The sequence below is a fragment of the Trichlorobacter lovleyi genome, from assembly GCF_015239775.1.
In the GTDB taxonomy this organism is placed as follows: Bacteria; Desulfobacterota; Desulfuromonadia; order Geobacterales; family Pseudopelobacteraceae; genus Trichlorobacter; species Trichlorobacter lovleyi_B.
In genome coordinates this window covers 3,671,870-3,697,020 of the sequence record NZ_CP058409.1, presented here as the reverse complement: position 1 = coordinate 3,697,020, position 25,151 = coordinate 3,671,870, and the positions used below count along the sequence as shown (strand labels likewise).

The following is a 25,151-nucleotide window of genomic DNA, read 5'->3' as shown; positions in this document are numbered from 1 at the left end:
ATGGCCGCTGAATTCTCTCCTGACTGCAGCGCCCTGATCCGTTTTGAGATCAAACAGGCCCGTGGTAATGAGGTCTTCTTCATCGCCTGTCTGGACGACAACGGCTGTATGGTCTCTGCCGAGGCCATTGCCCGTGGCAATAAGCACGCCGTACCGGCCATCCTCTCCCGCGCCTCGGCCGGCCAGATGGTGCTGCACAACCATCCCTCCGGCGAGCTGACCCCCTCTGATGCTGATCTGGATCTGGCCTCGATCTGCGGCAACAACGGGATCGGTTTCGGCATCATCGACAATGACTGCCAGCGTTGCTATCTGGTGGTGGCACCCCATACCCCCCGCACCGGCGAACGGCTCAATTTCGATGAGCTGGAAAAGGTCTTTGGATCTGACGGGATGCTGGCCAAACACCTGAAGGGATATGAAAAACGGGATGAACAGGTGCGGATGGCCTTTAATGTCGCCACCGCCTTTAACGACAACACCGTGGCACTGATCGAGGCCGGCACCGGCACCGGCAAGTCGCTGGCCTATCTGGTGCCTGCCCTGCTCTGGGCCATGCGTAACGACCAACGGGTGGTGATCTCCACCAACACCATCAACCTGCAGGAACAGCTGATCAAGAAGGATATCCCCCTGCTGCAGCGCCATGCTGCCACGGAGTTCACGGCCTGCCTGGTCAAGGGGCGCGGCAACTACCTCTGCCTGCGCAAGCTGGGTGGGGTGCTGGATGAGCCGTCCCTGTTCCCGGACAGTGCTTCGGAGGAGCTGCAGGCCATAGCAAGCTGGAGTGAGACCACCCGCAGCGGTTGTCTGAGTGACCTCTCCTTCCATCCTGCCTGGGAGGTCTGGGATGACCTGCGCTGCGAGGCGGACCAGTGCGGACGTTCCCGCTGTCCGGAATTTAACCGCTGCTTTTTCTACAAGGCCCGCCGCGATGCCGCCTCGGCCCGGCTGCTGGTGGTGAACCATGCCCTGCTGCTGGCTGATATCGCCCTGCGCCGCGAGAGCGGCTACGACGCGGTTGCCATCTTGCCCCCCTTCAGTCGGCTGATCATTGATGAGGCCCACCACCTGGAAGAGGCTGCCACCGGCGCCCTGTCGGTGCGGATCAGCCGGGCCGGACTGATGAAGCAGTTGTCCAGGCTGGCGCCGTCCGGCGGCAGGGCTGGCATCCTGAGCGTACTGAACACCAAGATCGGCAAGGAACTGCCGGAAGAGCTGGATGCCCTGTATCAGGAACTGTCCGGCCTGATCGAGGCGGCCCTGCTGCCCCAGGTCCATGAGCTGGCAGGCGCGGTTGACCGTGAGCTGGACTGGCTTGCCCAGTCCTTGCAGGCAGAGCTGCAGCGAGGAGATGACCAGCGCGGTGGTGAGCTGAAGCGCAGGATTACCACAGAGGTGCGGGCAACACCGTTCTGGCATGAGCTGGAGACCCGCCTGAAGCGGCTGGGTGAGCAGTTGCAGGAACTGGCCGATGGTCTGGGGGCACTGGACCGAGCGGCTGCCAAACTGCCGGACACGGTCATGCAGACGGTCAACGGGCTGTTGACCGATGCCTTTGGTATTGGCCAACGGCTGGTGGCGATCAGCCGCGAGCTGGCCTGGTTTTGCACCGATGATCCTGAGGCCTGTTGCTGGCTTGAGGCCAAGCAGACCAGCCGGGGCAGCCAGGCCACGGTCTGTGTGGCGCCCCTGGATGTGGCAGAGACCATCAAGACCGCATTGCTTGATCCGATCCCCACGGTGGTGCTGACCTCTGCCACCCTGACCGTGGGCGGTTCATTCGGTTATCTGCGCAGAAGGGCCGGCCTTGATCTGCTGGAGCCTGAGCGGTTGCAGGAACTGGCCCTGGCCTCACCGTTTGATTATGCCGAACAGTCGTTGGTGGCCATCCCCCGTGATCTGCCTGACCCAACCAGTTTTGCCTTCCGTCAACCATTGGCCGAGGCGGTGCTGCGGGCGGTCAGCATCTCGCAGGGGGGCGCCTTTGTGCTGTTCACCTCCTTTGACCTGCTGCGTCAGACCCATGCCGCGCTCAAGTCTGCGTTGGAGAATCAGGGATTAACGGTGCTGCGGCAGGGAGAAGGTGGCGGCAGGCACCAGCTGTTGGCCCGTTTCCGCAAGGAACAGCATGCCGTGCTGTTCGGCACCGATTCCTTCTGGGAAGGGGTGGATGTCAAAGGTGATGCCCTGCGGCTGGTGGTGATTGCCCGGCTGCCGTTTCAGGTGCCCACCGAACCGATCCAGCAGGCCAGGGCCGAGCGGATCTCCAGTCTGGGGGGGGATCCGTTCCGTGAGATGTCGGTGCCCCAGGCCGTACTCAAGCTGCGTCAGGGTTTTGGCCGCCTGATCCGCAGCCGTACCGACCGTGGGGCCGTGCTGATTCTGGACAGCCGGATGGTCAACAAGAATTATGGGGCCCGTTTCAGGAAATCCCTGCCGGAGGCCGCACAGCTGATTGCGCCGTTGGATCAGGTATTCAGCCGGATGGAGCAGTTTTTCCAGTCATGGCATTGAATATGCTTTATGCAGAGTATTCCATTACAAGGAGGAAACAGCAGATGCGAATCGCAACAGCTCTGGTTCTGGCAGTAGTTATGGCGCTCCCGTCACTGGGAAGTGCCGAATCAAATTTCAATGTCAATGTTAATCTGGGGGTGCCGGTGCCGCCTCCGCCAACGGTCGTGGTGGCGCCCCGGGTGGTCTTTGATGCGCCGCCGCTCTTTCTGGCGCCGTCGTCACTGGGGTTCTATGTGGGAGTCGATATGTCCTATGACATGGTTCTCATTTCCGGCGTGTACTACCTCTTTCAGGGTAATCACTGGTACCGGGCCAACCATTATAACGGTCCCTGGGTGGTGACCCGTTACGAGCAGCTTCCGGCGCCGGTCAGAAAATACAAGGTGGAGAAGATCCGCTACTACCGCGATCATGAGTACCGGGCCTACCATGCGAATCGTGATCACTACCGCGGCAAGCATTTCCGGCCTGGCCGGGAGGATCGGGAAGAGTGGCGGGATGAGAAGGACCGTCGTAAGGAAGACAAGCGGGAAGCACGCGAGGAGTGGAAGGAACACAAAAAACATGGCCGCGGCCATGGCCGTGATAATGACTAGTTGAGACAGAAACGGCCCGGTGTACACCGGGCCGTTTCATGCAAGTACGGCGGTAGTGTTTCAGGCAAGTTCCCTGCGGCGCTTTTTGGCAACGAAGTTAAAGCACTGGAAGTAGGTAATGGCCACCAGCAGGAATGAGTAGTAGGAAACCGACAGGATCAGCGATGCCCCACGCCCCTTATCCACACTGGGCGACATGGCGATAAAGACCACAAAGGCCCCCAGGACGGAAAGCTTCCAGATGTCACCGATCAACCGTCTGCGGCGCAGCGCCACCAGTTGTTCGGGTGTGACCCCCACAAGGCTGGTCTCAACCTCCACCTCGACATCCTTACGGGCCAGCCACCAGGCAGGGTACATACAGATCAGCTGCACGACCACCGCCATGATGAAGCTCTTGACAAAAAAACCGGACATGCCGTACTTGGCAAAAACCAGCATGAAATTGTAGGACATAAACATCAGCAGACCCAGCAGGCCGACCTGCACCACATTGTAGATGACCGAGAGACGTCTGAGGCGGGTGAAGTCGTAGGATGCCATTATTTCTTCCTTACTTGCGTGTATTTAGTGGTGTCATCTGCAGCGGGTCTGGGTTATAACAGAACGGCGTTACAAATTCAACCAGGAAAGACGTGCCATAACAGATGAAGCTGATCCGTCGTATCTTTAACCCGGTGATCGCACTGGTTGCCATCCAGCTGGTCTGGGTGGTGGTGGTGGTACTGTGGGTGACCTGGTTTGTGGGCAGGCACCGTCAGCTGAAAGAGCTGGCCACCCGCTACAGTCCCGAGCTGCTGGCCCGGACCGAGGGCTGGTCTCCACTGGTGCAGGGGCTGCTGCTGCTGGCCGCGATTCTGGCAGGGGTCTATACCCTGTTTATCTTCTGGCGCCGTCAGTCGCGGCTCTATCAGGAACAGCGCGAGTTTATCACCCAGGTGACCCATGAGCTGAAATCGCCCCTGGCATCAATCCAGCTTCATCTTGAGACCATCCAGTTGCGCCGTCCGCCGGCAGACCGCCTGGACAGCTTTGTGGATACCATGCTGGATGATACCCATCGACTGCATTCCCAGATCGATAATCTGCTGCTGGCCGCCCGGATTGAGCAGCGCCGGCGCCCGGCTGACCGGCGGGTGATTGATCTCTCGGCCTTTGTACAGAAATATCTGGATGAAAACCGTGACCGCCTGCCGCCGGGTACCCGGCTTGAGCTGGAGCTGGAACCTGATCTGAAGGCGGCGGTGGAGCCGGATGAGCTGGGGACCGTCTTGCGTAACCTGCTGGAAAATGCCGTGCTGTATTCACCCGGTGTGCCGGAGCTGGAGCTGCGGCTGAGCCGCAAAGGACGCTGGGCGATGATCGCGCTAAAAGATCATGGGCGTGGTATTGCTGCAGAGGAGCTACGCAAGATCTTCCGCCGTTTTTACCGGGTAGAGCTGCCGGGTGAACGGATTCGCGGCACCGGCCTGGGGCTTTACATTGTCCAGTCCGTGATTGAAGGCAGCGGCGGCACGGTGCTGGCTGAAAGTGCCGGTCCCGGCAGCGGCTGTACCATTACCCTGCAACTACCTCTTGTGGAGAAATAATGAGCCCTAAAAATGATCTGACCTGCCAAATGTGCAGCCGTTGGGACGATGATGCCGACCTGCGGATCGTTGAATTTGAGTACAGCTATCTGATTCTGAACCGGGATCAGTTCTTTCCCGGCTACTGTCTGTTGTTCAGCAAGCAGCATGTCACCGAACTGTTTGATCTGGACCTCAAGACCCGCCAGGGGATGATGGAAGAGGTGACCAGAACCGCAGCCGCTCTTGCCGGTCTTTTTAAGCCGGACAAGATCAATTACGAGCTGCTGGGCAATATGGTGCCCCATATCCATTGGCATCTGATACCCCGTTTCAGCAGTGAGCCGCTCTGGCCCAGGCCGGTCTGGGCAGAGCCACATCCAGAAAGCCATCTTTCAAATGAAGGCTATCGTCAGCGTTGTGAACAGATCCGCCAGGCACTGGAGGTGGCGGTATGAAAAGGCCCTGCTGTACAACCCTGGCCAATGGTCTGCAGGTGGTTACGGTGGAGTTGCCCCACCTGCACAGCGCCGATGTGGCGGTCTACCTGAAGGTGGGTGGGCGCAATGATCCGGCCGGGAAGACCGGTCTGTCCCACTTTCTGGAGCATATGCTGTTTCGTGGTACTGACGACTACGCCAGTTCGCTTGAGATTGAGGCGGCCTTCGAGTCGCTGGGCGGCGGGATCAATGCTGCCACCGATGCCGACTCAACCTGCTACTACGGCAGGATCCACCCCCGTTTTGCAGCACAGGGGCTTGAAATCCTGGCCTCCATGCTGCTGCGTCCCCGTTTGGAGGGGATTGAGCTGGAGCGGAGGATTATCGGTGAAGAGGCGCTGGAGGATATCAGTCAGGATGGGGATGAGATCAGCCCTGATGTGGTGGTGGGGCGGATGCTCTGGCCTGACCACCCGCTGGGGGAGTCCACCGTGGGCAGTCTGGCGGATATTGCCCGGATAACGGAACAAGACCTGCGACAGCACCTTGCCTCCTGGTATCGCCCCAATAATGCCGTGGTGGTGGCTGCCGGCCCGGTGCAGCATCGGCAGATGCTTGAGGCTGCCGAGCGTTTTCTGGGGGATTGGCAGGGGGCAGTGCTGCCGGTTGTCCAACCGGTAGCGGCAGTACCTGCTGATGGCCCGCGTTGCCGCTTTGTCAGGGATTCTGACAGCCAGATGACGATGCAGCTTGCCTTTCGGGCCTGCCACCGGGCGGCACCGGAGCTGACCGCCCTGAAGCTGCTGCGCAGGATTCTGGCCGGTGGTGGCTGCTCCCGGCTGCACCTGGCGTTACGTGAGCGGCTGGGGCTGATCTATTCGGTCGACGCCTCAATCGGCAGTTATGATGAAACCGGTTGCCTCTCGATTGATCTCTCAACAGCACCTGAAAATCTTGCCACCGTGTTGCAGGCAACCCTGGAAGAGTTGCGGCTGCTGGCAGCGTCTCCGGTGCCGGAACAGGAGCTGGAGCGGGTCAGAACCGTCTATCTGGCAGATCTGGACTACAGCCGGGATTCGGTCAGCGAGATGGGGATCAGGTTTGGCTGGGGTACCCTGATGGGGGTGGCCCGCAGCATTGATGAGGACCAGCAGCTGGTTGCGCAGGTTTCAGCGGCAGAGCTGCAACGGTTGGCAGCAGAACTGTTCCGGCCCGAAAACCGTTTTCTGGGGGTCATCGGGCCGATTGAGAGTATTGATCAGCAGGAGATTGAACAGCTGTTACAACGGTAGTTCCGATTCCATTGGCTGGTGCAACTTCGTTGGCTCGTCGGTGACTCCTCAACGGACTGCCTGTACGCCTGGGTCGCCGAATCTCTCACCGCCTTGCTGCCACCCTTGAACTGGAATCGGAGTAAGGTCGTGTTACCGTTCTTCCAGTATGGTTACCCTTATTTTACCGATCACCCCCACCAGCGGGGCCAGGTCAGCCGGCCGGTTGCCTTCGAAAAAGGCCAGGTGGGTCGGGTCAGCCGGAACCTGGTTAAAGGTGGGATCGACCGCCACCCAGCGCCCCTCCAGCAGGCTCTCCGCCCAGCTGTGGTACAAAAAACTGGCCCCGTCCTGTGAAACCAGACCGGAGACAAAACGGGTCGGGATACCGGCGGCACGGGCCAGGGCGGTGTACAATTTGGCATGGGTCTGACAGTTGCCCGTCTTTTTGTTGAGCGCCACCAGGGCGCTGCCGCCATCCTCAATGCTGTCCTCAAGCCATTTGGCGGTCCAGCTTGCCAGTGCCTGGACCCGCTCCTGATCGGTCTTTAAGCTGGCGCTCACCTCCCTGGCCTTGGCTGAGATCTCTGCTGCTGTGGACTCAATCCCTTCCGAGGGCTGCAGGTAGCCTTCAGCAACCTGATTGGGGACCGTGTCGGACGGTTTGCGCAGGTTGCCGGTTGTTATGACCACCCTGCCCTGCTGACGCTCAACCTGTTGTGAGCCGTTACTCAGCACCGGGATCTGGTCGCCGTAACCGGTAATGGCAGCGGACAGGCCGCTAAGCTTGGCGAGCGGCTGCTGCAGGGCGGGTTTGATCCGGACCAGACTGAAATCATAGATCAGATCCTTTTTTGCGAGGGCCATGCCGCTGATAAAAGCGGCCAGCTTTTCTGCCGGTTCAGCCTTGGTAATAACCAGGCCGTCCCGCACCGATTCCAGCAGGGTGTTGCCCTGCTGATCAAGCCAGATGTCGTTGTCAACAAAGGGATACAGGTTGTTGCGCAGCTTCAGGGCCGGTTGTCCTTCCGGGGTCTTCTCCTCTCCCAGTACGCTGATTTTTACCTCTTTAACTGCCATCTCTTCCGGATCAAAACTGAATACCCGCAGGGTTTTTCCTGTTGGCGTTGCTTTAAAGAGCGGTATCAGGTTCAAGACTGGGCCCGGAAACAGTTCTGCCTTGGCTTTCAGGGTTTTCAGGCTGCTCTTGCCATCCGCCTCCCGCTTGATCTGCAGTCCGCCAGGAACCATCTTGCCGCTCAGGCGGGATTTGCTGCCGTTGATGGTCTGCTCCACCTCCAGCGTCTTCAAAACCAGATTCGGTCCGACCTGATAGATCTCCCGCGAGCTGGACTCTTTGGTAAAGCCCATTACCTTCATCCGGACAGATCCATCGCCTTCAATCCGGTAGCCGCCTTCAGGCAGGGCGGTGGTCAGTTGCCGGTAAAATCCGACCTGCTCATTGTCGATCAGGATGGCAAACCAGCGCTCTCCCAGCGGGGGGACCGTAAGCTGGTGCAGCGCAGCAGCAAAGGCCGGCAGGGATAAAAAAACGGCGGCCAGGGCCGCCGACAGCAGGAAAAAAACAGATCGTTTGAATCGTGACATCGTAAACTGTCCTGTTAGATAGAATGTCGCACTACGGCACGAACCGGCTACTGTGAGCAGCCGGGATCGCTGATGATGACCCGGTTGCGGCCCCGCTCCTTGGCCTGATAGAGCGCCTCGTCGGCGGCCCGCAGCAGGCCGTCAATGTCATCGAAGCAGGGAGAGGGGAAGAGGGCAACCCCCAGGCTGACCGTGACCCGCTCGTTGGCAAGGGAACCGGCAAAATGCATCCCCTGTACGGAAAGCCGGATCCGGTCCGCCACATTAAAGGCCTCTTTCAGCGAGGTGTCCGGCAGCACGGCAACAAACTCCTCGCCGCCGTAACGGGCTGCAATATCATAGCTGCGCAGCTCTTTCTGAATATGCAGCGCCACCTTCTGTAACACCACGTCTCCCTGCAGATGACCATGGGTGTCGTTGACCCGCTTGAAGTGGTCGATATCCATCAGCAGCAGGGCCACCTGGCCATCCTTGCGCCGTGCCCGCTGTACCTCTTTATCCAGCGCCTCCATCAAAAAACGGCGGTTGAACAGGCCGGTCAGGTGGTCGGTGTTGGACAGCTCCAGCAGCAGCTCATTGGAGCGTTTGAGGTCATCCTGCAGGTGTTTGATCTTGAGATGTACCCGCATCCGGGCCACCAGCTCTTCCGGATCAAACGGTTTGGTGATGAAGTCGCAGGCCCCCTGCTCAAGCCCCTTGATCTTCAACTCGCGGTCATCGTTGCCGGTCAGGATGATGACCGGGGTATCGGATACTTCCGGCCGTCCCTTCAGCATCCCCAGGAACTTGAAACCGTCCATGCGGGGCATTTCAAGGTCGCAGAGGATGATATCCACCGGCGATGCCAGCAGCTTCTTGAAACCCTCCAGGCCGTCTTCAGCCTGGTAGAAACGGGAAAAGAGATCACGGGACTCCAGGGTCTTGATGATCTTTTCCCGGACAGCTTCAGAATCGTCAATGATCAGTACACTGTCGGCCATAAGACTCCCTTTTTTACAGGCGAGGTTCCTGCATCAGGCGCTTCATTTCAGCAATGGTGGCAGCGTAGTCAGAACTGCCGAATACGGCGCTGCCGGCCACCAAGACATCAGCCCCGGCATGGGCGATCCGGGCGACATTGGATGGTTTGGCGCCGCCGTCTATCTCCAGCTCTGCCTCACAGCCGCGGCGGTCCAACATGCCGCGCAAGGCCTGGATCTTGGGGATACAGGCCTCAATGAACGACTGGCCGCCAAAACCGGGGTTAACGGTCATCAGCAGCACCAGATCAAGCTCTTCAAGGACATAGTCCAGTACATTCAGGGGAGTGGCGGGGTTCAGGGAGACGCCGACCTTCTTGCCCAGTCCCTTGATCTGCTGCACCACCCGGTGCAGGTGACGGCAGGCCTCGGCATGTACCACAATAATATCGGCGCCGGCCTTGGCAAACTCCTCCACATACCGCTCCGGTTCTTCAATCATCAGATGCACATCCAGCGGCAGGCTGGTTACCTTGCGTACCGCCTCAACCACCAGCGGCCCAATGGTGATGTTGGGTACAAAGCGGCCATCCATGACATCGATATGGATGTAATCGGCACCGGCAGCCTCGACAGCCCGGACTTCGTCGCCCAGACGGGAAAAATCAGCGGAAAGTATGGAAGGTGCTATCTTTTTCATCGGTCAATCCTTGTCCAGAGTTTTGGTTTTTTCAATGAACTCTGTGTAATCGTGCAGCAAAAAAGCCATCAGTCCCGTGACGGTGGGGCCAGGCACGCAGATAGCCGGAGCTGTCAAACAGATCTGCCCATGCAGGAAAGAGCTGAGCGCCATTTTCTACCACAAACTCCGGATGGCGTGAAAGAAAATCCTTGATAACGGCTTCATCTTCTTCCCGGGCGGTGGAGCAGGTGGCATAGACCAGTACACCGCCCGCTTTTAACCGGGCGGCTGCCGCATCAATCAACAGGCGCTGGCGGGCGGCACAACGGCTGATTTCGGCAGGGGTCAACCGCCATTTCGCCTCCGGGTTGCGCCGGATGACCCCCAGGCCGGAGCAGGGAGCATCCAGCAGAATCCGGTCGAACTGCAGTCCCTCCAGATAATCGCTGGTTAGGGCATCGGCAGCCACGGCCTGAATGCTCGTCAGGCCGAGTCGCTGCGCCGACTCACAGATCCGTCGGATTCGTCGGGCGTTCAGATCCGTTGCGGTAACGCAGCCGCGGTCATTCATCAACTGCGCCAGATGGGTGGCCTTACCACCCGGTGCAGCGCACATATCAAGGATCTGTTCACCGGTTTGGGGCGCCAGCAGGTGGGCCACCAGTTGTGATGCCTCGTCCTGTACCATGAAGAGCCCTTCGTCAAAACCGGGCAGGCCGGTGATCTGACAGCGCTGCAGGATCTGGATCCCTTCGGGCGCGAAGCGGCAGGGCTCAACAGCCAGCCCGGCGGCATGGAAACGCTCCAGCAGGTCGCTACGGCTGATCCTGAGGCTGTTGACCCGCAGGGTTAGCGGCGGAATCTCGGTGGAGGCAGCCGCAAGTCCGGCTGCCTCGTTTTGGGGAAACTGCTGCAGCCACTGTTCCGCCAGCCAGCCCGGCAGAGAATAGGCCGCAGACAACCAGGCTACCGGTTGCTGGGCTGGATCGGGCAGGGTCAGCGACCCCTGCTGGCGCAGGTAGCTGCGCAGGACGCCGTTGATCAACCCTTTGGCGCGAGGAAGGATGGCATTGGTCAGTTCAACGGTGGCATGCACTGCCGCATGGCTGGGGACCCGGTCCAGGTAGCGCAGTTGATAAAGCCCCAGGCGCAACAGCAGCAGCACCGGCAGCTCCAGTTTTTCAAGGGGCTGCTGTACCAGCTGTTTCAGGTAGTGGTCAAGGGTTGCCTGGCGGCGCAGTACACCGAAGACCAACTCGGCAAACAGGCCGCGATCCGGTCCCTGTAGCTGGTTACGGGATAACTCCTGGTCGATCAGGTCATCGGCATGCAGGTCACTGCCAGAAAGCCGCTGCAGGGTCGTATAGGCAGCCTGGCGGGGAGAACCGGTCGCTGGTGTGGCAGGTTGATGTTTGGACATGGTCGTAGCATAGAACGTAACAGGTTGTATTGGCAATCATTTAAGACCCCGCTTAGGGCGGCGGCTGGGCAGAGATATGGCCGGCACAGCAATTCTTCGTAGCAGGCCGATTGCCCGTAACAGCTTGACATTTCACGCAGTCACGTGCTATGAGCATCCTTTCATTGCCACTTGAATTACGAAGGAGAAAAGTTTATGGAACGTACCTTTGCCATCATCAAGCCGGATGCCGTTGAGCGGGGCCTGTCCGGTAAGATCATCACCAAGATTGAAGAAGCCGGTTTTGCCATCGTCGGCATGAAGAAGATCCATCTTTCCCGTGCCCAGGCTGAAGGTTTCTACTATGTACACAAAGAACGTCCGTTCTTCAACGACCTCTGCAGCTTCATGTCCCGTTCGCCGGTGATCGTGATGTGCCTGCAAAAAGAGAATGCCATTGCTGACTGGCGGACCCTGATGGGTGCCACCAACCCTGCCAATGCAGAGCCCGGCACCATCCGTAAGGAGTTTGCCAAGAATATCGAGGAGAACTCATCCCACGGTTCAGATGCACCTGAGACCGCAGCCTTCGAGATCCCCTATTTCTTCAACAGCTTCGAGCTGGTGGGCTAACCATAAGGAAGCGGCCCTTTCACGCTGGTGACAGGGCCGCTTTTTTGTGCGGCGTATGCCCGATTCCCTCCGAACCGACCTCAAAAACCTGACCCTGGCTGCCCTGGAGCAGTTTCTTCAGGGGCAGGGCAAAGAACGCTATCGCGCAACCCAGATCTTCAAGTGGCTGTATCAACACGATGTCAGCAGTTTTGAGGAGATGACCAACGTCTCCAAGGCGCTGCGTGCCGAGCTGGCCCGGACTGCCTGCATCAGCCGTCTTGAGCCTGAGACCGTCGAGGTGGGCACTGACGGCACCCGCAAGTACCTGTTCATGCTTGAGGACGGCAATGCCGTAGAGTCGGTGATCATTCCTGACGAAGATCGCAACACCCTCTGTATTTCATCCCAGGCCGGCTGTGCCATGCAGTGTGCCTTCTGTCTGACCGGTACCTTCAGTCTGACCCGCAATCTGACGACCGCCGAGATCGTCAACCAGATCCTGGCGGTGCGGCGCGATGTGGAGGTGCGCAACATCGTGATGATGGGGATGGGAGAGCCGTTGCATAATCTGGACAACGTCATCCCGGCGCTGCAGATCATGGCTGAGGATAATGGACTGCAGCTTTCCTCCCGGCGGGTGACGGTCTCTACCTGCGGGTTGGTGCCGGAACTGGAGCGGCTGGGGCGTGAGGTGACCGTCAATCTGGCTGTCTCCCTGAACGCCACTACCGATGAGTTGCGGGACCGGATCATGCCGGTCAATAAGGCCTATCCGATCGCGACACTGCTGGCTGCCTTGAAAAACTACCCTCTGCCGGGACGGCGTAAGATCACCATTGAATATGTCCTGCTGGGGGGATTGAATGATACGCCGGAGGATGCCAAGCGTCTGGTCCGGCTGTTGTCTGATATTCCCTGCAAGATCAACCTGATACCGTTCAATCCCCATGAAGGGGCCGATTTCAGACCCCCCACCCGTGCGGCGCTGGATGCGTTCCATAAGTATCTGCTGGACCGCCATTTCACTGTGATCACCCGTGACAGCCGCGGCAGCGATATATCCGCTGCCTGTGGACAGCTGAAAGGCAAGCTGGATCGCAAACCGTCCCAGGAGTCTTCCGATGTCTGATTCGCAATGTAATCACCCCTTTAGCTGGGAGTTGCTTGGTGATCTTGCCGTTGGCCGCCCCTCTCTGGGACCGCAGGTGCGGGTTGAGGCGTACCGCCTGATGCAGTTTACCCTGCGGGAGGTGCTGGAACGGCACTACGGCACTACGGTTACCGACAGCCTGCTGTATGAGTCAGGTTACCTGGCCGGAAAGCATTTCTACGACCAGTTGGTCGGGCCGGTGGCAGACCTGCATCTCTTTAGCAAACGGCTCGGACAGGCCCTGCGTGATCTGGGGATCGGGATTCTGGCGATTGAAGAGGCCGACCTGATTGACGGGCGGTTTGTGGTGACGGTTTCCGAGGATCTGGACTGTTCAGGCCTGCCAGTGCTGGATAATTCGATCTGTACCTATGACGAAGGATTTATTTCGGCCCTGCTGGAGAGTTACAGCGGTCGCCCCTTTGTGGTGCGCGAGGTGGACTGCTGGGCCAATGGAGCCCGGACCTGTCGTTTTGTGGCCACCGCCTGCGAGGTGTGAGATGCAGCCTGAGTCCTGCTCACTCTATCAAGCCCTGGTGGAGAACAGCCCGGATGTGATCTGGCAGACGGATCATGAGCTGCGTTTCTGCTACCTGAATCCTGCCGTCACCGAGCAGTTCGGCTACAGCCCGGAAGAGCTGCTGGGACGCACACTGACGGAGCTGCTTGCTCCCGCCTCCCGTGACTTTGTTCTGGCCCGCCTGGCCGCCAGGATGGCCGATGAGCTGAGCGGCAAGAAGCTTGGCCAGCGTCTGCTCGAGATCCAGATTATCAGCAAAGCAGGCAGACTGATCCCCTCTGAGGTGACGGTTGCTGCCATCCATAATGATGCCGGCGATCTGGTCGGTTTCCAGGGCGTAACCCGCAACATCTCCGACAGGGTGCGGATTGAAGAGCGGATGCGGCTTTCCGAACGTAACTACCGTGAACTGGTGGAGCGTTCCAGCAGTTTCATCCTGCGTTGGACCAGCGACGGCACCATCACCTTTGCCAACTCCCATGTCTGTGAATTTTTCGGGTTTTTGCCGGAAGAGCTGGTCGGCCGTCATCTGGTGGGAACGATTGTGCCGGAGGTCGAGAGCACCGGCCAGAGTCTGCGCCAGTTAATAGCGCAAATCGGGGCAAATCCTGAACAGTTTCGTACCTCGGAACATGAAACCATCTGCTGGGACGGCAGCCGGATCTGGGTCGCCTGGAACAATTCGCCTGCCTATGATGAAAAGGGACGGCTGGAGATCCTGAGTGTCGGCCATGACGTCTCGGAACGGCGGCAGCGGGAAAAACAGCTGGCCTATCTGACGGTGCATGACCCGATGACCGGGCTCTATAACCGGGCCTATTTTGACACCGAGTTTGAGCGGCTTTCCCGCGGCCGGCGTTTCCCGGTCAGCGTGGTGATCGCCTCGCTTGACAATCTCCAGCTGACCAATGACGAACAGGGGCGGGAACAGGGCGATCTGATCCTGATGAAGGCAGCCCGTCTGCTGAAGGAGGGGTTCCGGGCCGAAGATCTGGTCTCCCGCACCGGTGGTGACGGCTTTGCAATCCTGTTGCCGGGGCTGGATGAACAGCAGACGGCAGCAGGCCTGATCCGCTTCAGGGCGGCGGTGGCTCGTGCCTCGGAACATGCCCCGGCGGTCTTTCTCTGCATGGGAGCCAGTACGGCCCATACCGGCAGTGAGCTGTTGCGGGCGCAGCGCGAGGCCTCGGCTGCCATGGTTGCCGAAAAGGTATTGAGAAAGAAACAACGCGAACAGCAGGAAAAAGAGCAGGAGGAGGGTGCACCGGAATGATTGGCGTGATTGGCGGCAGCGGACTGTATGAGATGGAAGGGTTGCAACAGATTGAGGAGGTAACGCTGGAGACCCCCTTTGGGCAGCCTTCGGATGCCTTTATTACCGGCGTGCTGAACGGCGTCAGGATGGTTTTTCTCCCCCGCCATGGCCGGGGACACCGGCTGCTGCCCTCCGAGGTCAACTATCGCGCCAATATCTATGGCATGAAGCAGCTGGGGGTGGAACGGATTATCTCGGTCTCAGCGGTTGGCAGTCTCAAAGAGGCAATCGTGCCGGGGCATATCGTGATTCCGGATCAGTTTATTGACCGTACCAAAGGGGTACGTCAGTGCACCTTTTTTGGCGAGGGGATTGTGGCCCATGTCGGTTTTGCCGATCCAACCTGTGCCTGTCTGTCTAACAAATTGTACCAGGCAGCGCAGAAGGCCGGCGCTGTTACCCATAAAGGGGGAACCTACATCTGTATGGAGGGTCCGGCCTTCTCCACCCGTGCGGAATCATTCCTGTACCGCAGCATGGGAGGGGATATCATCGGTATGACCAACCTGACCGAGGCCAAGCTGGCCCGCGAGGCTGAGATCTGTTACGGTGTGATCGCGCTTTCCACCGATTATGACTGCTGGCATGACTCCCATGATGACGTCACGGTGGAGGCGATCCTGGAAATCATCCACCAGAATGTGACCATGGCCAAGGAGATCATCCGCCATGCGGTACAGGACTGCGTGCTTGAACAGACCTGCAACTGCAGCTCTGCCCTGCAGTATGCCATTATAACCGATCGGGCCAGGATCCCGGCTGAAACCATTGCCAAGCTTGGTCCGGTCGTTTCCAAGTATCTACCTTAAGGAGTCTGAGAGTATGGGTATTGTCGTTGTTGGTACGGTTGCCTTTGATACGGTAGAAACCCCCTTTGGCAGGGGAGAAAATGTGCTGGGCGGTTCAGCCACCTATTTTTCCACCTCGGCCAGTTTTTTCAGTGATGTCTCACTGGTGGCAGTGGTTGGTGAGGACTTCCCCGAAGAGCATGTCAGCTTTCTTAAGTCGCGGGAGATTGACCTGCAGGGATTGCAGCGGATACCGGGCAAGACCTTTCACTGGTCCGGCAAGTACGGCTACGACCTGAATGAGGCCCAGACCCTTGATACCCAATTGAATGTGCTGCTGGATTTTAAACCGGAACTGCCGGCTGCCTACCGCTCTACCGATGTGCTCTTTCTGGCCAACATTGATCCCGAACTGCAACTGCAGGTGCTTGATCAGGTGGAAAAGCCGCGCCTGACCGCCTGTGACAGCATGAACTTCTGGATCTCTTCCAAACCTGAGGCGTTGAAAGAGGTGATGAAGCGGGTTGACATTGTGGTGATCAACGAGGGGGAGGCCCGCATGCTGACCGGCGAGGCCAATCTGGTCAAGGCGGCCCGTCAGATTATCGGCCTGGGCTGCAAGCGCCTGGTGGTAAAGCGGGGTGAGTACGGCGTGCTGATGTTTACTGCCGATACGGTCTTTGCCGCACCGGCCTGGCCTCTGGAAGAGGTCTTTGATCCCACCGGGGCAGGCGATACCTTTGCCGGCGGCTTTATGGGCTATCTTGCCAATACCGGTGACCTCTCGGAAGACGGTATCCGCCAGGCCCTGGTATTCGGCTCGGTGATGGCCTCCTTCAATGTGGAGGACTTCAGCCTGAACCGGATGAAACGCTTGACCTATCCGGAAATTGAGGCCCGCTACCGCAGCTTCAAGGGGCTGACCAGTTTCCGCGATCTGGGGTTTAATTGACAAGCATACTGATGTCTGGTAGTTTTTACGGCATGTTACGTGATTCATGCCCATTTCAAGGAGTCGCCATGCGTTATGGAACCCTGCTGACAGTGTTGGTGGCTGTATCCACACTGGCCGGCTGTGCCGCCACGTCGTCAAGCGGGCGTCCCGCCTCGTACCATTATCAGATGGGGGTCTCATTCCTTGAAGAGCGTAACTATACCGCTGCCCTGACCGATCTGAGTGAGGCTGAAAAGCTGGATCCCGATAATGCGGAACTGCAGTATAATCTTGGGCGGGCCCTGACCGGCAAACGGCGTCTTGACCTGGCGGAACAGCGCTATTTGCGGGCGTTGGCCCTGCGTCCCAAGTATTCAGAGGCCCGCAACGATTTAGGGGTACTTTATCTTGAAACCGGCCGCTGGGATAATGCCATCCAGCAGTTCCGTGCCGTTAAGGATGACCTGTTTTACCCCCGCCATGACCACGCCCTGATCAATCTCGGGTTGGCCTACCTCGGTAAGGGTGACTACAGTGCCGCTCTGGAGGAACTGTATACTGCCCGCTCTGCCGACCCACGCAATCCCATCGTCAAGGTAGCCATCGGTCGCGTGCTGTTTGGCCAGGGTAAGACCCAGCAGGCTGTGCAGGAGTACCGGCGGGCCATCGAAATCGCCCCTGATTATGCCCAGGCCCATTTTCAGCTGGGCCTGGCGTTGATGAAGGAAAGCCAGCTGGCTGCTGCCCGGGCAGCTTTTAAAGAAGTGGTCAGGATTGCCCCGGATTCGGAGATTGGCCACACCGCCATCGGTTACATTGATCTGCTCAGGTAGGAGAGCCTACTGTGGATACTGACCAGAACGCAGTCATCACCGAACCGGAAGTACATTCAGCAGGTTCCATTCTCCGCCGCTGCCGCGAATTCAACCATATTTCGCTTGAAGACGCTGCGGAAGCCACCAAGATCGGCAAAAACTATCTGCGGGCCCTGGAGGAAGACCGCCCCCAGGATCTTCCCAGCCCGGCTTACCTGAAGGGATTTCTCAGGACCTATGCTGCCTATCTTGGGCTCCAGGCCGAAGAGCTGCTCCAGTTGGCTGCCCAGCAGTCTGGAACGGTTCCAGCGGAACCGCTGAAAAATGATCAGGCGGTCCAGTCCCGAGGTGGTTTTAACTGGCAGCGCCTGATTCTGCCGGCTGCACTGCTGACTGCCGTAATTGTCTCAGCCATTTTCCTGGTTCCCTCGACACCTGAGCGGCCTAAGCCCCCAGCCCCCCAACCGGTAACACCTGCGCCACAGCCCGCAATTCCGGCCGCCGCAGTGCAACCGGCCCGTTCCAGTGCGCTTGCTGCAGCGGCGAACAGCGCAGCCCCGCAAGCCGTTACAACGGAGGTGCCTCAGGAAACCGTGGCGGCTCCTCCCAAGGCCCGTGATGGTTTCATGATCAGGATGAAGGTCAACCGGAACAGCTCTCTGTCGGTAGTTATCGATGATGCAGCGTCACAGGGCTACGAGTTGACCAGTGGCGACCTGATTGAGTGGAAGGCTGCCCGTACCATTGCCCTGGACCTGTCTGACGCAGGCAGTGTTGATATTGAACTGAACGGCACCCCCCTGAAGCTGCAGGCCACGCCGGGTAAACCGGCCTACGTCGTCCTCGATGCCAACGGGCTTCGCCGTTAGGACCGGTTGCAGAGCCTCTCCCACCGCTGATCAATAAAGGTTCATCCGGCTGTCTTGACAGCGTGCGACTCCGTGCTAGACTTACCTGAAAGCGGGTACTTTTCTGGCCGGGGTGTGGTGTGGCTGAGCAGCTCAAGAGAATTCTGGTGGTGGATGACGAGGAAAATACCCGTCTCGCACTGACGCGTCTGTTGAGCCGTGAAGGATACGAGGTCAAGACCGCTGCAAACGGACTTGAGGCCCTGAGCAGCCTGCGGAATAATCCGGCTGAACTGATCATTACCGACCTTAATATGCCGGAGATGAACGGGCTGAGCTTTCTGCGGGAGCTGAACCGTGAGTATCCCACCAGCAATGTGATTATGATTACCGCCTTTGGCGAGGTCGAATCCTATCTTGAAGCATTGAATCTGGGGGCCTTTGAATATCTGAACAAGCCGCTCAGATTGGAAGAGTTGCGCAAGGTTATGGGCAAGATGTTCCCGGCATCTGCCAAGCGAGAGGAGAACCACTGATGAAACGTTTTGAAAAGATTCTGCTGGCAACTGATTTCTCTGACTACTCTGAGGTCGCTTGTGAGTATGCCCTGAGTCTGGCCCAGACCTTCAACTCGTCACTGCTGGTGCTGCACGTCATCAATGAACCGGTTGATCTGCGCGGTTTCTATGTGCCCCATATCTCCTTTGAACAGCTGGAAAAGGAGATTGAAACCGGAGCAGCCAAGATGCTTGACAGTTTCTGCCAGGAGAACATCAAGGAGTTCAGTAATTTTGAAACATTGGTGGCCACAGGGGTACCGTATGAAGAAATAATGCGGGTTGCCACTGAAGAGGATATCTCGTTGATAATAATCGGCACCCATGGCAGGACCGGCCTGGATCATCTGATTTTTGGCAGCACTGCAGAGCGGGTGGTGCGCAGTGCTCCCTGTCCGGTCATGACCATTCGCCTTCCCGTTGCCACTCCCTGATGATCTGCGCTGACGAGCGGTAAAAATCCATGCACCCTGCTGACCCAGCGGCTTTGGCAACGGTTCTGATTGTTGATGACGATCCTGCGATACAAGGCCTGCTTGCGGCTATGCTCCTCCGGCGGGGCTATCAGGTTCTAACTGCCGGTAGTGCTGGCGAGGGGCTGGCATTGGTGGCGGCCCACAAACCTGAACTGGTCCTGATGGATTATCAACTGCCGGATCGGGATGGTTTGTCGATGCTGCAGGAAATCAAGACCCACCATCCATCCAGCTATGTCATCATGGCAACCGGCAGAGGAAATGAAGAGCTGGCCGTAGAGCTGATGAAGGCCGGAGCATCAGAGTACCTGCTGAAACCGTTTGATGCACGCCTGTTGCCGGACCGGGTTGATGCGGTCCTCAAATTACGGGAGATTGAGCTGGCGAATCAGGCGCTGCAGGCCGAACGCGAACACCTGCTGCTGGAGATTGAAACCTGGAACCGTGAGCTGCAGACCAGGGTGCAGGAGCGGACCGAGGCGTTACACCGGGCTCAGACGGAGATAGCACAGACAGAGAAGCTGGCCGCCCTGGGGTATCTGGCTGCCGGTATGGCCCATGAGATCCGTAATCCGCTCAACTCCATTTCGCTGTTCACCCAGCTGCTCGGGCAGGGGGTGGAAGAGATTGAGATCGGCGATTACCTTGGCAAGATCCTGAAAGAGGTGGACCGGATTGATGGTATCATCCGCAAACTGGTGGATGCTGCCAACCGCAGCCGGGTGGTGGTGGATGATATCCGGTTGGACCAAGTTGTTACAGATGCCCTGGATATTTTTTCTCCCCAGATTGATGCACGTCAGCTTCAGGTCAGTTTTACCTGCGCTGAACCGGTCCCGCCGATCAAGGCTGACCGGACTGAGCTGGAACAGATATTTACCAATCTGCTGATGAACGCGGTTGAGGAGCTGCCGCAGGGCGGAGAGCTGTCAATCCGGATTGACAGCCCTGAAGGGCTGATTGCGGTACGCGTCGCAGATAATGGCGGCGGTATTGCCAGTGACCATCTTGAGTCAATCTTCAAGCCGTTTTTTTCAACCAAAAGCCGTGGCACCGGGATCGGTCTGCCGGTGGCACGGCGTATTGCACGCCTGTACCATGGTGATGTTACGGTTGACCAGACATCAGAAACCGGTACGACCTTTCTGGTCACCATCCCTCGCGAACAGAAATCAAGTCGTAGCTGAGGAGCCATGACAGAAGCAGCTACTAAAATAGAGATTATCGATGATGATCCCTTTTTTCAGCGGATTTTGTCCGATGCCTTCAGGGAGGCCGGCTTTGCCGTGTACACTGCCAACGACGGCATTGAAGGGGTCAAACTCTATCTGGAGCAGTACCCTGAGGTGGTCCTTTCTGACCTGGTCATGCCCCGTATGGGCGGGGTCAGCACCTGCATGGAGATTGCCAGACTTGCTGGAGAGCGGCAGCCGGTCATCATCCTGTTGACCTCCATGTTTCAGGAAGGGCCCCACGAACATGAGACCCCTGAAATGGGGGCCCGCTTTCATATTCCCAAATCAACGGCACCGCTGGATATCGTGATTCTGGTTGAACAGCTGATCGAACGCGCCAAGACCCAGACTACCCTCTACTGAGCTATCATGCCCTTTCTTTTCCGTAATCTCACCCTGCAGCCCGGCGAGGATGAAGGACGTCTCGTCGTTCTCGCAGCCCGTTGCTTCGGGCTTGATGCTGCTGCCCTGCTGCAGTTCCGCATCCTGCGTAAAGGGGTTGATGCCCGTAAAAAGCCCCGGGTACTGCTGGTCTATACCGCCAGTTTCTGCGTGGCCGACGAGGCCGGCTTCTGGAAGAAGCATGGTGGTCTGCCCAATCTTGAGCAACTTCCGGTTGAGACTCCGCAGCTGTTCAGCAGATGCAGCACTGCGGAACCGGTGGTGATTGTCGGTATGGGGCCGGCCGGGTTGTTCTGCGCCCTGCGTCTGGCCGCCTACGGTATTGCTGCAACCATTCTTGAGCGAGGCAAGCCGGTTGAAGAGCGGGTCAAGGATGTGGCCCGCTTTTGGCGGGACGGAGCCCTTGACCCGGAAAGCAATGTCCAGTTTGGTGAAGGTGGCGCCGGTACCTTTTCAGATGGCAAACTGACCTGCCGCCTGCGCGACCCTAACACTGGCTGGGTGCTGGATCAGCTGATCCGTTTTGGCGCGCCGCCGGAGATCCGCTATCAGGCCAAGCCTCACGTCGGCACGGACCGTCTGCGCCGTGTCGTTGCCGCCCTGCGGGCCGGACTGCTGGAAAGCGGTGCTGATCTCCGCTTCTCCACCTGCCTGACCGGGTTGGTCTGCAGCAACGGTCAGCTCAGAGCCGTACGCAGCAACCAGGTTGATGAGCTTGCCTGCAGGCATCTGGTGCTGGCCATCGGCCACAGTGCCAGAGATACCTATGCCATGCTGTCCCGTCAGAATCTGGTGATGGAGGCCAAGCCGTTTGCCATTGGCCTGCGGGTGGAGCATCCCCAGGGGTTGATCGACCGGATCCAGTATGGCAAGCCCCACCCCGCCCTGCCCAAGGCAGACTATGCCCTGACCTATAATAACGACCTGACCCGACGCAGCTGTTACTCTTTCTGTATGTGTCCGGGCGGCCTGGTGGTTGCCAGTTCTTCAGAGGCAGGGATGGTGGTGGTCAACGGCATGAGCAACCTGGGGCGGGATTCCGGCCTTGCCAACAGTGCGTTAGTGGTCAATGTCAGGCCGGAGGATTTTGACGGAAAAGATCCGCTGGCCGGGGTCCGTTTTCAGCAACAGTGGGAACGTACGGCCTTTGCAGCCGGTGGAGGCGGCTACTGCGCCCCGGCCCAGAACCTGTTGGCCTTTATCGGTCAGGGTACCGGCGGATACTGCTCAAGCTACCGCCCCGGTGTGGTGGAGGCGGATCTGGCAAGCCTGCTGCCGGAGTATGTGGCGACCACCCTGCGGGAGGGGATTGTCTCATTTGATCGGAAGATGAAGGGGTTTGTGACCCGTGAGGCGACCTTGACCGGGGTGGAGACCCGCACCTCAGCCCCGTTGCGAATCCTGCGGAATGAAGACTGCCAGTCGCCCGCCCTGCAGGGCCTATATCCCTGTGGTGAAGGGGCAGGCTATGCAGGGGGGATCATGTCGGCGGCCCTGGACGGGGTACGGGTGGCAGATAAGATCGCCGAACAGCTAGCTCCGTGACGTGCCACTGCGCCCCAGCAGGATAACGGCACCGGGAACAATCATGAAGAGTGGCCACCATTTGTCGAGTAATTGACCCAGTGGCGGGACCAGGCCATGGTTGCTCAGCAGAAAGTAAACTCCCAGGGCCACCAGCACAATGCCACCGGTCCGTGACGTTTTGGATTTCATACCGCCTCCTTCCTAGAGACGCACCTGCCCATCACCGTAGACGATGAATTTTGTTGTGGTGAGATCCTCCAGCCCCATCGGACCAAAAGAATGCAGCTTGGTGGTGGAGATGCCGATCTCGGCCCCCAGCCCCAGCTGGCCGCCGTCGTTAAAGCGGGTGGAGGCGTTGACCAGCACGCAGGAGGAGTTGACCTCGCGGATAAAACGCTGGGCATTGGCATAATCACGGGTCACGATCACCTCGCTGTGCAGTGAGCCGTACTGATTGATATGGTCAATGGCCGCATCCATGTCGTCCACTACCTTGCAGGCCAGGATCAGCTCCAGATATTCGGCTGCCCAGTCTTCTTCCGTGGCACGCTTTGCCTGAGGTGCATAGCTGCAAAATGCTTCGTCCCCCCGCAGTTCGACCTGCAGATCACCGAGCGCCTTGGCAAAGGGCGGAATAAAGCGTGCCGCCACATCCCTGTGGATCAAGAGTGTTTCCAGGGCATTACAGACACCGGGGCGCTGCGTCTTGGCATTGATGATGATCCGGGTGGCCATCTCGAAATCTGCCGAGGCATCCACAAACAGGTGGCAGACCCCTTTGTAATGTTTGATGACCGGGATGCGGGAATTCTCCACCACAAAGCGGATCAGGCTCTCACCGCCACGGGGGATGATCAGGTCGATCAGCTCCTCCTGTTTCAGCATCTCCAGCACCCCTTCCCGCTCAGTGAACGGGATCAGCGACAGGGCTGCCTCAGGGATGTCCAACGCCTTCATCACCCCCTGCAGGATGGCGGCAATGGACCGGTTGGAGTGGATCGCCTCGGAGCCGCCCCGCAGCACTACGGCATTGCCTGACTTGAGGCAGAGCGCCGCAGCATCGGCAGTCACATTGGGCCGGGATTCATAGACAATCCCGATCACGCCCAGCGGAATCCGCATCTTGCCCACCATCAGGCCGTTGGGACGTTTCCACATCTTCGTCACTTCACCCACCGGGTCGGCCAGGGCCGCTACCTCACGCAGGGCATCGGCCATTCCCGTGATCCGCTTGGCATCCAGCATCAGCCGGTCCAGCATGGCATCGGACAGCCCCTTCTCCTTGCCCGCTGCCAGATCTTTGGCATTTTCGGCAATCAGGGGAGTGCTGTCGGCCTCAAGGGCATCAGCCATCTTCAGCAACATCTCGTTTTTAACGTTGGTAGACAGGCGCGCCAGGGCGATGGAGGCCTGGCGGGCATTCTTTGCAATGGTGACAACCTGTTCTGCAATGGTCATGATGATTTCCTCTTTGTTGTGGGTTTGGCCCCTTGATTGATAAGCTGCTTTTCTTCTGATTTCAAGCGTCGCTCGAGCTTTTTCAGGTCTTCTGCCGGTGGTAACGCTTCAGGCTTGATGCCGCGGTCTGTCAGCACCTTGCGAACATCCTGATTGTTCTTGATATGCTCTTTGGCGATGGTTTCTTCGTGGCGCAGATCATCACGACGGATGTTAAAATTGGTTATCTCGGTGGCAAAGTCCTTTGCCTTGATGGTGATAGTAGGCAGGAAATCCGCCAGTGCCCTACTGTCTGGCACACCCAGCCGATCTTTCATCTGCTGGGTGCTTTGGCCGCCAAATAAAGCGGTGTCACCCTTACTGCGAATTCTGGCAAAGCCGCTGTTGTCGCCGACCCGTTCAAAGATCAAGCCGGACAGCTCTTTTTCTGAAAGACTCAACTTTTGGCGTGCAGTCAGCCGCTCCTGTTCTTCAAGCCGTTTTTCAATCAGTTCAATACGGCGGGTCTGAACTGCAAAGTAGGTCTGTGCAAAGGCGATTTCCGTTTTACGGGGATTGCCATTCTGGGCAATCAGGTAGCAGGCATAGCGGGTGAGAGCGATATCCTCAATCGGTCGTTCTGCGCCAGAACCGATGTCGACCATTTTCCTGACGTCAGGAAAATGGTCTGCGACCGCATGACCAGCGGTTTGGCAAGCAGTTTTTGCCTTGTCGATAACCTTGGCAAAGTTCTCCCATTTGGAGTAGCCAAGCAGGCCTTGCAGGTCACGGGCAAACCAAAACTCTTCGCCGTCAATCTGTTGGGCATACTCTTCAAAGTTTTTGTGCAGTTGGATGATGAGTTCGTTTTTCATTATAGGACTACTCCATGAAAAATTATGTGATTACACATGACTTTCTATTCGTTCTGTTATGATATATGGACAAGCGACATAATTCATTGCTGCTTCGACATTCCACATAACCCGGGCTAAGCAGTAAACAGGGATTCCAATGTTCCCCTTAAGTGCCATGGAAGCGTCAAAGACTTCTGCAAAACCTGCAGAAAAATAACTTTTGTCAGCCAAAAAAGCAGTGCGCTGAACTCCGCTGTTGAGCTGAAAAAATTCAAATCCTTTTCTCTTGCTACCAGAAGGAGTCCATTCGGCAAGCGTTAACTCCCCTTGCATCCAAACCAGTTTTGTCCCCTGATAATTTTGGAAGTTTTCAAAAAGAGGATATGTTTTAATAAGGTGAGCCCAAAGGTTATGGAGCATTTGACGTGATGTCACGGAATATGTTCTAGACTCTTGGGTTGAGATGCCAGCCGTTGCAAAGAGTGCTTTTAGGCCTGCTGTGCAGCCTTCTTGTTTAGTGATTTTTGTAGCAGGATCTTGTCCAAAATGGGCTTCATATTTTCGGGAAATAAACTCCAGATCAAGATAGATAAGCCTGTCATCGTCAAATTTCATTGAACACACCTGTTGTA

General features: G+C 57.9%; 27 protein-coding genes. 18 read left to right on the top strand and 9 right to left on the bottom strand.

Annotated elements, in window-relative coordinates; translation table 11 throughout:
- Together FY034_RS17095 and FY034_RS17090 are read left to right on the top strand one after the other, a co-directional pair.
- Complete coding sequence (locus FY034_RS17095) at positions 1 to 2,517, top strand: helicase C-terminal domain-containing protein (protein ID WP_265552725.1); 2,517 nt, start codon at positions 1 to 3, stop codon at positions 2,515 to 2,517.
- Positions 2,518 to 2,561: 44 nt separating this feature from the next.
- Positions 2,562 to 3,116 (top strand): hypothetical protein, encoded by a 555-nt coding sequence (locus tag FY034_RS17090; protein ID WP_265552723.1) that lies wholly within the window; start codon positions 2,562 to 2,564, stop codon positions 3,114 to 3,116.
- A gap of 60 nt (positions 3,117 to 3,176) precedes the next feature.
- On the opposite strand, the gene FY034_RS17085 is transcribed toward FY034_RS17090, so the two are convergent.
- Complete coding sequence (locus tag FY034_RS17085) at positions 3,177 to 3,659, bottom strand: hypothetical protein (RefSeq protein WP_265552721.1); 483 nt, start codon at positions 3,657 to 3,659, stop codon at positions 3,177 to 3,179.
- A gap of 104 nt (positions 3,660 to 3,763) precedes the next feature.
- On the opposite strand from FY034_RS17085, the gene FY034_RS17080 reads away from it, so the two are divergent.
- Genes FY034_RS17080 through FY034_RS17070 form a run of 3 tightly spaced genes read left to right on the top strand, consistent with a single transcriptional unit; the run spans position 3,764 to position 6,416 of the window.
- Positions 3,764 to 4,705: a sensor histidine kinase gene (locus FY034_RS17080; protein WP_265552719.1), complete on the top strand. Its 942-nt coding sequence runs from the start codon at positions 3,764 to 3,766 to the stop codon at positions 4,703 to 4,705.
- A complete protein-coding gene (locus tag FY034_RS17075) occupies positions 4,705 to 5,142 on the top strand; it encodes an HIT family protein (RefSeq protein WP_265552717.1) in 438 nt (145 codons plus the stop codon). Before FY034_RS17080 ends, FY034_RS17075 begins: the two co-directional genes overlap by 1 nt.
- Positions 5,139 to 6,416 (top strand): M16 family metallopeptidase, encoded by a 1,278-nt coding sequence (locus tag FY034_RS17070; RefSeq protein WP_265552715.1) that lies wholly within the window; start codon positions 5,139 to 5,141, stop codon positions 6,414 to 6,416. The genes FY034_RS17075 and FY034_RS17070 overlap by 4 nt, the downstream gene beginning before the upstream one ends.
- 132 nt (positions 6,417 to 6,548) lie before the next feature.
- Here FY034_RS17070 and FY034_RS17065 read toward each other — a convergent pair whose 3' ends face one another.
- From FY034_RS17065 to rsmB, 4 genes are read right to left on the bottom strand one after another with little or no spacing between them, the layout of a single operon-like run.
- The gene (locus FY034_RS17065; RefSeq protein WP_265552713.1) at positions 6,549 to 8,003 is read right to left on the bottom strand and encodes a transglutaminase-like domain-containing protein; all 1,455 of its coding nucleotides are present in this window, start codon (positions 8,001 to 8,003) and stop codon (positions 6,549 to 6,551) included.
- A 47-nt stretch (positions 8,004 to 8,050) separates the two neighbouring features.
- Entirely contained in the window at positions 8,051 to 8,983 is a 933-nt protein-coding gene (locus FY034_RS17060; RefSeq protein ID WP_012471633.1) for a diguanylate cyclase, read from the bottom strand.
- Positions 8,984 to 8,996: 13 nt separating this feature from the next.
- Positions 8,997 to 9,662 carry a ribulose-phosphate 3-epimerase gene (rpe, locus tag FY034_RS17055; RefSeq protein ID WP_265552709.1) on the bottom strand — a complete coding sequence of 222 codons (666 nt, stop codon included), beginning with the start codon at positions 9,660 to 9,662 and terminating at the stop codon, positions 8,997 to 8,999.
- 31 nt (positions 9,663 to 9,693) lie between these two features.
- On the bottom strand, positions 9,694 to 11,064 hold the full coding sequence (gene rsmB / locus FY034_RS17050) for a 16S rRNA (cytosine(967)-C(5))-methyltransferase RsmB (RefSeq protein WP_265552707.1): 1,371 nt from the start codon (positions 11,062 to 11,064) through the stop codon (positions 9,694 to 9,696).
- 195 nt (positions 11,065 to 11,259) lie between these two features.
- On the opposite strand from rsmB, the gene ndk reads away from it, so the two are divergent.
- The 13 genes from ndk (at position 11,260) to FY034_RS16985 (ending at position 22,243) form a co-directional block, all read left to right on the top strand.
- Positions 11,260 to 11,676: a nucleoside-diphosphate kinase gene (gene ndk / locus FY034_RS17045; RefSeq protein ID WP_012471630.1), complete on the top strand. Its 417-nt coding sequence runs from the start codon at positions 11,260 to 11,262 to the stop codon at positions 11,674 to 11,676.
- A gap of 55 nt (positions 11,677 to 11,731) precedes the next feature.
- Positions 11,732 to 12,787, top strand: coding sequence for a 23S rRNA (adenine(2503)-C(2))-methyltransferase RlmN (gene rlmN, locus FY034_RS17040; RefSeq protein WP_265552704.1), 1,056 nt, complete (start codon positions 11,732 to 11,734; stop codon positions 12,785 to 12,787).
- Complete coding sequence (locus tag FY034_RS17035) at positions 12,780 to 13,307, top strand: 4-vinyl reductase (protein ID WP_265552702.1); 528 nt, start codon at positions 12,780 to 12,782, stop codon at positions 13,305 to 13,307. Before rlmN ends, FY034_RS17035 begins: the two co-directional genes overlap by 8 nt.
- 1 nt (position 13,308) lies before the next feature.
- The gene (locus FY034_RS17030; RefSeq protein ID WP_265552700.1) at positions 13,309 to 14,601 is read left to right on the top strand and encodes a PAS domain S-box protein; all 1,293 of its coding nucleotides are present in this window, start codon (positions 13,309 to 13,311) and stop codon (positions 14,599 to 14,601) included.
- Entirely contained in the window at positions 14,598 to 15,452 is an 855-nt protein-coding gene (gene mtnP, locus FY034_RS17025) for an S-methyl-5'-thioadenosine phosphorylase (RefSeq protein WP_265552697.1), read from the top strand. Before FY034_RS17030 ends, mtnP begins: the two co-directional genes overlap by 4 nt.
- A 13-nt stretch (positions 15,453 to 15,465) precedes the next feature.
- Positions 15,466 to 16,383, top strand: a complete 918-nt coding sequence (locus FY034_RS17020; RefSeq protein WP_265552696.1) for a PfkB family carbohydrate kinase — start codon at positions 15,466 to 15,468, stop codon at positions 16,381 to 16,383.
- A gap of 68 nt (positions 16,384 to 16,451) precedes the next feature.
- A complete protein-coding gene (locus FY034_RS17015) occupies positions 16,452 to 17,198 on the top strand; it encodes a tetratricopeptide repeat protein (RefSeq protein WP_265552694.1) in 747 nt (248 codons plus the stop codon).
- A gap of 11 nt (positions 17,199 to 17,209) precedes the next feature.
- On the top strand, positions 17,210 to 18,049 hold the full coding sequence (locus FY034_RS17010) for a helix-turn-helix domain-containing protein (RefSeq protein WP_265552692.1): 840 nt from the start codon (positions 17,210 to 17,212) through the stop codon (positions 18,047 to 18,049).
- A gap of 119 nt (positions 18,050 to 18,168) precedes the next feature.
- Positions 18,169 to 18,564 (top strand): response regulator, encoded by a 396-nt coding sequence (locus tag FY034_RS17005; protein ID WP_265552690.1) that lies wholly within the window; start codon positions 18,169 to 18,171, stop codon positions 18,562 to 18,564.
- Entirely contained in the window at positions 18,564 to 19,019 is a 456-nt protein-coding gene (locus FY034_RS17000) for a universal stress protein (protein ID WP_265552688.1), read from the top strand. The genes FY034_RS17005 and FY034_RS17000 overlap by 1 nt, the downstream gene beginning before the upstream one ends.
- Positions 19,020 to 19,048: 29 nt before the next feature.
- Positions 19,049 to 20,248 (top strand): hybrid sensor histidine kinase/response regulator, encoded by a 1,200-nt coding sequence (locus FY034_RS16995; RefSeq protein ID WP_265552686.1) that lies wholly within the window; start codon positions 19,049 to 19,051, stop codon positions 20,246 to 20,248.
- A gap of 6 nt (positions 20,249 to 20,254) precedes the next feature.
- Complete coding sequence (locus FY034_RS16990) at positions 20,255 to 20,659, top strand: response regulator (protein ID WP_265552684.1); 405 nt, start codon at positions 20,255 to 20,257, stop codon at positions 20,657 to 20,659.
- Between the two features lie 6 nt (positions 20,660 to 20,665).
- Complete coding sequence (locus FY034_RS16985; RefSeq protein ID WP_265552682.1) at positions 20,666 to 22,243, top strand: NAD(P)/FAD-dependent oxidoreductase; 1,578 nt, start codon at positions 20,666 to 20,668, stop codon at positions 22,241 to 22,243.
- Here the strand turns inward: FY034_RS16985 and FY034_RS16980 are convergent.
- Genes FY034_RS16980 through FY034_RS16965 form a run of 4 tightly spaced genes read right to left on the bottom strand, consistent with a single transcriptional unit; the run spans position 22,232 to position 25,134 of the window.
- A complete protein-coding gene (locus FY034_RS16980; protein ID WP_265552680.1) occupies positions 22,232 to 22,414 on the bottom strand; it encodes a LiaI-LiaF-like domain-containing protein in 183 nt (60 codons plus the stop codon). The genes FY034_RS16985 and FY034_RS16980 overlap by 12 nt on opposite strands.
- A 12-nt stretch (positions 22,415 to 22,426) precedes the next feature.
- On the bottom strand, positions 22,427 to 23,683 hold the full coding sequence (locus FY034_RS16975; RefSeq protein WP_265552678.1) for a glutamate-5-semialdehyde dehydrogenase: 1,257 nt from the start codon (positions 23,681 to 23,683) through the stop codon (positions 22,427 to 22,429).
- Positions 23,680 to 24,537: a DNA damage-inducible protein D gene (gene dinD, locus FY034_RS16970; RefSeq protein ID WP_265552676.1), complete on the bottom strand. Its 858-nt coding sequence runs from the start codon at positions 24,535 to 24,537 to the stop codon at positions 23,680 to 23,682. Before dinD ends, FY034_RS16975 begins: the two co-directional genes overlap by 4 nt.
- Before the next feature lie 30 nt (positions 24,538 to 24,567).
- Positions 24,568 to 25,134 (bottom strand): hypothetical protein, encoded by a 567-nt coding sequence (locus FY034_RS16965; RefSeq protein WP_265552674.1) that lies wholly within the window; start codon positions 25,132 to 25,134, stop codon positions 24,568 to 24,570.
- Between the last annotated feature and the right edge of the window lie 17 nt (positions 25,135 to 25,151).